Genomic DNA, 6,193 nt, shown 5'->3' on the forward strand with positions numbered 1-6,193 from the left:
CGGTGTTCCGTCCGCCGCTGGACATGGCCAGGCTGTTCGACGCCCCCGAGCTGGGCCCGACCGACGACGGCATCGGGTTGACGGTGCGGTACGTGACCCCGCACTCCAAGTGGTCGTTCCACTCCACCTACCAGGACAACCTGTACATGCTGACGCTGTCGCGCGGCGGCCCGACCATGTGGATGAGTCCCGGCGATGCAGCGAAAATCAGTGTGCGCGATAACGATTGGGTGGAAGCGGAGAACGCCAACGGAATCTTCGTGTGCCGGGCTATTGTGTCGCAGCGGATGCCTGACGGCGTGGTGTTCGTCTACCACGTGCAGGAGCGCACAGTGGACACCCCGCGCACCGAAGGAACCGGCAAACGCGGCGGCACCCACAACTCGCTGACCCGGGTGCGGGTGAAACCCAGCCACCTGGCCGGCGGTTACGGCCAGCACGCGTTCGCGTTCAACTACCTGGGCCCGACCGGCAACCAGCGTGACGAGGTGACGATCGTGCGGCGGCGCGCTCAGGAGGTGAAGTACTGATGCGAGTCATGGCGCAGATGGCGATGGTGATGAACCTCGACAAATGCATCGGTTGTCACACCTGCTCGGTCACCTGCAAGCAGGCCTGGACCAACCGGTCGGGAACCGAATACGTGTGGTTCAACAACGTGGAAACCCGTCCGGGCGTCGGATATCCGCGCACCTACGAAAACCAGGACCGCTGGCACGGCGGATGGACGCTGGGCAAGAAGGGCCGGCTGCAGCTGCGTGACGGCGGGCGGCTGCACAGGCTGACCCGGATCTTCGCCAATCCGCGGCTGCCCCGGATGCGCGACTACTACGAGCCGTGGACCTATGACTACGAGAACCTGATCGCGGCCCCGCTGGGCGACACCCTCCCGGTCGCCAAGCCGCGCAGCCAGATCACCGGCGATCCGATGAAGATCGAGTGGGGCCCCAACTGGGACGACAACCTGGCCGGGTCGCCGGAGATCCTGCCCGACGACCCGATCCTGAAGAAGATCAGCCAGGTCGGTCACGAGGTCAAAACCGAGTTCGAAGACACCTTCATGTTCTACCTGCCGCGGATCTGCGAGCACTGCCTGAACCCGTCGTGCGTGGCGTCCTGCCCTTCCGGCGCGATGTACAAGCGCAGCGAAGACGGCATCGTGCTGGTCGACCAGGACCGCTGCCGCGGCTGGCGGCTGTGCGTGTCCGGATGCCCCTACAAGAAGGTCTATTTCAACCACAGGACCGGCAAGGCCGAGAAGTGTCATTTCTGTTACCCGCGAATCGAAGTCGGCCTGCCCACCATCTGCTCGGAGACCTGTGTCGGCCGGCTGCGCTACATCGGGCTGATTCTCTACGACGTGGACCGGGTGAGCGAGGCGGCGTCGGTGGCCAACGACACCGACCTCTACGAGGCGCAGCGCAGTGTTTTCCTGGATCCGACCGACCCGGAGGTGATCGCCGGCGCGCGTGCCGAAGGCATCTCCGACGAGTGGATCGAGGCCGCGCAGCGCTCGCCGATCTATGCGCTGATCAACACCTACAAGGTGGCGTTGCCGCTGCACCCGGAGTACCGGACCATGCCGATGGTCTGGTACGTCCCGCCGCTGTCGCCGGTGGTCGACGCGGTGAGCCGAGACGGGCACGACGGCGAGGATCTGGGCAACCTGTTCGGCGCGCTGGACGCGCTGCGCATCCCGATGGCCTACCTGGCCGAGCTGTTCACCGCCGGTGACACCACCGTCGTCGAGGCGGTGCTGCGCCGGCTGGCCGCGATGCGCTCCTACATGCGCGACATCAACCTCGGGCGACAGACCCAACCGCACATCCCGCAGTCGGTCGGGATGAGCGAGGAACAGATGTATCAGATGTACCGGCTGCTGGCGATCGCGAAATACGAGGAGCGCTACGTCATCCCGACCGCCTACGCCGAAAAGGCGCACGAGCTGGAGCACATGGGCTGCTCGGTGACCTCCTACGAGGACTACAAGGAGCCGTTCGGCACGGCCGAAGGCGAGGCGGAGGCGGTTCCGAAAGAGGCGTTCCACATCACCGAGAACGGCCCTCGCCCGCGGAAGACGAACCTGCTGGAGTGGGACGGCGGCGAGATACCGTCCGACATGTTCCCGGAACGGTCGACACCATGAAGCTGTCTACCCGTTCCAGGCGCGAACAAGACGGCGGACTCGCCGACCGGGCGGTGTGGCAGGCGGCGTCGCTGCTGCTGGCCTACCCCGACGAGGAGCACGAGCAGCGCCTGGACACCGTGCAGAACCTGGTGGAACACCTGGACGGGACTGCGGCAGAGTTGTTGGGACGCACCGTTGCCGCGCTGCGCGCCACGGATCCGCTGACTGCCGCCACCGACTATGTGGACACCTTCGATCTGCGCCGCCGCTCGACGATGTACCTGACTTACTGGACCGCCGGCGACACCCGCAACCGCGGCATGCAGATTCTGGCGTTCGCGACCGCGTACCGGGAGGCCGGTGTGGAGCCGCCGAAAGACGAAGGCCCCGATCATCTGCCGGTGCTGCTGGAATTCGCCGCCACGGTCGACCCCGAGGCGGGGCGCCGGCTGCTCGTCGAGCACCGGGTGCCGATCGACGTGCTGCTGCGGTCGTTGACCGACGCCGGGTCGCCCTATGCGCACACCATCGCCGCGGTGTGCGAAACGCTGCCCGCGGTGACCGATTCCGAGGTGCAACGGGCACAACGTCTGGCGCAGTCCGGTCCGCCAGCGGAAAGCGTTGGGCTGCAAACGTTTACCTTGACCGTGCCGCCGAAGCGCACCGAGGAAGGATGACATGCTCTTGCTGGACGCCGCCCGGATCTTCTGGAATGTCGCGCCGTATGTGACGCTCGCGGTCTTCGCGGTTGCCACTGGGTGGCGCTACACCTACGACAAGTTCGGCTGGACCAGCCGGTCGTCGCAGCTCTACGAGTCGCAGCTGCTGCGGATCGGCAGTCCGATGTTTCACTACGGCGCCTTCGTGGTGATCGCCGGTCATGTCATGGGACTGTTCATCCCGCAGTCCTGGACGAAGGCGCTGGGGATGAGCGACCACGTCTACCACCTGCAGGCACTGCTGTTGGGGCTGCCGGCGGGGCTGGCCACGGTCACCGGCCTGGGGTTGCTGATCTACCGGCGCAGGTCGCAGCGGTCGGTGTTTCTGGCCACCACCGTCAACGACAAGCTGATGTATGTGATACTAGTGTCCGCGCTGGTGGCGGGGATGGCCTGCACCCTGATGGGGGCCACCAACTACGGCGCGGCACACGACTACCGAAACTCGGTGTCGATCTGGTTCCGCTCCATCTGGTATCTGGATCCTCGGGGAGACATGATGGCCCAGGCGCCGATCTACTACCAGATACACGTGCTGATCGCGCTGGCGCTGTTCATCTTGTGGCCGTTCACCCGGCTCGTGCACGCCTTCAGCGCACCGATCTGGTATCTGTTCCGTCCCTACATCGTCTACCGCAGCCGCGAAGCGGCGTCCAACGGCGCGCTGCTGTCGACCCCGCAGCGCCGCGGGTGGTGAGCACGAATGCCGGTCAGCACCGACAAAGCCGCCACATCGGGCGCCGTCGACGGCCGGTATGCCGGCGACGGCGGCAGCCTGCCGGATGACGTCTACACCCGGTTGCTGGTGCTGCGCACCCGCCTGCGCCGGTTCCAGCGGTGGAGCGCCGACCAGGCGCAGGCCGCCGGCCTGACCCCGATGCAACACCAGCTGCTGCTGGCCATCCGCGGCCACACCGACTCCCGGGGGCCGACGGTCGGAGACGTCGCCGCGTACCTGCTGCTGCGCCACCACAGCGCCGGCGAGCTGATCCAGCGGGCGCAGGCGGCCGGGCTGGTCGACCGGGTTCGCGACGCCGACGACCGGCGGGTGATCCGGCTGCGGATCACCGAGGCAGCGGCGCGCAGGCTAGAATCGTTGACCGCGCTGCACCTCGAAGAGGTCAAACGGATGACCGCCGAATCACCGCTGGGTGTGTAGCCGCGCTGCCAACGCGGGCAGCACGTTTTCGCGATCACGGTTGCTCGCTGCGAGAATCGGCCGGTGAACTCCTGCGCCTTCCGCAACGTCGCCATTGTCGCTCACGTCGACCACGGCAAAACCACCCTGGTCGACGCCATGCTGCGCCAGTCCGGTGCGCTGCACGAACGCGGTGAGGCCCAAGAACGTGTGATGGACACCGGCGATCTGGAGCGGGAAAAAGGCATCACCATCCTGGCCAAAAACACGGCGGTACACCGCGTCCGTCCAGACGGCACCGTCACCGTCATCAACGTCATCGACACACCCGGCCACGCCGACTTCGGCGGCGAGGTGGAACGCGGGCTGTCGATGGTCGACGGGGTGCTGCTGCTGGTCGACGCGTCCGAGGGCCCGCGACCGCAGACCCGCTTCGTGCTGCGCAAGGCGCTGGCTGCGCACCTGCCGGTGATCCTGGTGGTCAACAAGACCGACCGTCCCGACGCCCGGATCGCCGAGGTGGTCGAGGCCAGCCACGACCTTCTGCTCGACGTGGCCAGCGACCTCGACGACGAGGCCCAGCGGGCCGCCGAGCACGCGCTGGGCCTGCCGACGCTGTACGCCTGCGGGCGGGCCGGGGTGGCCAGCACCATCGCGCCCGCCGACGGCCAGATCCCCGACGGGGACAACCTCGACCCGCTGTTCGACGTGCTGCAGCAGCACGTCCCGAGCCCGTCCGGTGACCCGGACGCCCCGCTGCAGGCGCTGGTCACCAACCTGGATGCGTCGACGTTTCTGGGCCGGCTGGCGCTGATCCGTGTCTACAACGGGCGCATCCGCAGGGGCCAGCAGGTGGCGTGGCTGCGTGAGGTGGACGGGCAGCCCGTCGTCGCTGCCGCCAAGATCACCGAGCTGCTGGTCACCGAGGGCGTGGACCGCACCCCCACCGACGAGGCTGCGGCCGGCGACATCGTCGCGGTGGCCGGCATCGCCAACATCATGATCGGCGACACCCTAGCGGACCCAGCGGACCCAGCGGACCCAGCCGGCCCGGCCGCCCCGAAAGCGTTGCCGCGCATCACCGTCGACGAGCCCGCGATCTCGGTGACAATCGGCACCAACACCTCTCCGCTGGCCGGCAAGGTGTCCGGGCACAAGCTGACCGCCCGCATGATCCGCAACCGGCTGGATGCCGAGCTGGTGGGCAACGTGTCGATCCGGGTTCTCGACATCGGCCGGCCTGATGCCTGGGAGGTGCAGGGCCGCGGCGAGCTCGCGCTCGCGGTGCTGGTCGAGCAGATGCGCCGGGAGGGATTCGAGCTGACCGTCGGCAAGCCGCAGGTGGTGACCAAGACCGTCGACGCGCAGCTGCACGAGCCGTACGAGGCGTTGACCATCGACTGCCCGGACGCCTACGTGGGCGCCGTCACCCAGCTGATGGCCGCCCGCCGGGGTCGTATGGTCGAAATGACCAACCACGCCACCGGCTGGGTACGAATGGACTTCGCGGTGCCCAGCCGCGGCCTGATCGGTTGGCGCACCGACTTTCTCACCGAAACCCGCGGCACCGGCATCGCCCACGCGGTATTCGAGGGGTACCGGCCGTGGGCCGGCGAGATCCGTGGGCGGCACACCGGCTCCCTGGTGAGCGACCGGGCCGGGATCATCACTGCGTTCGCGCTGCTGCAACTCGCCGGCCGCGGTACCTTCTTCGTCGAGCCGGGCCAGGACACCTACGAAGGCATGGTGGCCGGGATCAACCCGCGACCCGAGGATCTCGACGTCAACGTCACCCGGGAGAAGAAGCTGACCAACATGCGGTCGTCGACGGCGGACGTCATCGAGACGCTGGCCAAGCCGATCGAGCTGGACCTGGAGCAGGCCATGGAGTTCTGCGCACCCGATGAATGTGTCGAGGTCACCCCCGAGATCGTGCGGGTACGCAAGGTGGAGTTGAACGCGGCGGCGCGAGCGCGCAGCCGGGCTCGCGCCAAGACCCGCGGGTAGGCCCCGATACCCTGATGGGCGTGCCGCAATCAGCCCGTCGTGCCCGCACGACGGCCGGCGCGCTGGTTTTGTCCTGGGCGTTGCTCGGCTCCGCGTGTACGGTCAACCCGCCGCCGGCGCCGCAGAGCACCCGCACCACCGAAAACGTCCCCCCGCCGCCGGTGCGGATCAGCCAAGTCATCATGGGTGTCGACTCGATCG

The 6,193-nt window shown here is 67.6% G+C and carries 7 protein-coding genes; all 7 read left to right on the forward strand.

Annotated elements, in window-relative coordinates:
• On the forward strand, positions 1-530 hold a 530-nt coding region (locus AC2VON_RS13595; protein ID WP_486953438.1), incomplete at its 5' end, for a molybdopterin dinucleotide binding domain-containing protein.
• A complete protein-coding gene (gene narH / locus AC2VON_RS13600) occupies positions 530-2,146 on the forward strand; it encodes a nitrate reductase subunit beta (RefSeq protein WP_486953439.1) in 1,617 nt (538 codons plus the stop codon). The genes AC2VON_RS13595 and narH, both read left to right, overlap by 1 nt.
• Positions 2,143-2,805: a nitrate reductase molybdenum cofactor assembly chaperone gene (gene narJ / locus AC2VON_RS13605; RefSeq protein ID WP_486953440.1), complete on the forward strand. Its 663-nt coding sequence runs from the start codon at positions 2,143-2,145 to the stop codon at positions 2,803-2,805. The genes narH and narJ overlap by 4 nt, the downstream gene beginning before the upstream one ends.
• Before the next feature lies 1 nt (position 2,806).
• Positions 2,807-3,544: a respiratory nitrate reductase subunit gamma gene (narI, locus tag AC2VON_RS13610; RefSeq protein WP_486953441.1), complete on the forward strand. Its 738-nt coding sequence runs from the start codon at positions 2,807-2,809 to the stop codon at positions 3,542-3,544.
• Between the two features lie 6 nt (positions 3,545-3,550).
• Positions 3,551-4,006, forward strand: a complete 456-nt coding sequence (locus tag AC2VON_RS13615; protein WP_486953442.1) for a MarR family transcriptional regulator — start codon at positions 3,551-3,553, stop codon at positions 4,004-4,006.
• A 63-nt stretch (positions 4,007-4,069) separates the two neighbouring features.
• Positions 4,070-5,992, forward strand: coding sequence for a translational GTPase TypA (gene typA, locus AC2VON_RS13620; protein WP_486953443.1), 1,923 nt, complete (start codon positions 4,070-4,072; stop codon positions 5,990-5,992).
• A 14-nt stretch (positions 5,993-6,006) separates the two neighbouring features.
• Positions 6,007-6,193, forward strand: a 187-nt coding sequence (locus AC2VON_RS13625) for a hypothetical protein (RefSeq protein WP_486953444.1), incomplete at its 3' end; no start/stop codon positions are given.

The sequence above is a fragment of the Mycobacterium sp. TH-M82 genome (genome assembly GCF_057473605.1).

Coding starts and splice junctions, on each gene's coding strand:
- narH (WP_486953439.1), top strand. CDS start 530: ATGCGAGTCATGGCGCAGATGGCGATGGTGATGAACCTCGACAAATGC.
- narJ (WP_486953440.1), top strand. CDS start 2,143: ATGAAGCTGTCTACCCGTTCCAGGCGCGAACAAGACGGCGGACTCGCC.
- narI (WP_486953441.1), top strand. CDS start 2,807: ATGCTCTTGCTGGACGCCGCCCGGATCTTCTGGAATGTCGCGCCGTAT.
- AC2VON_RS13615 (WP_486953442.1), top strand. CDS start 3,551: ATGCCGGTCAGCACCGACAAAGCCGCCACATCGGGCGCCGTCGACGGC.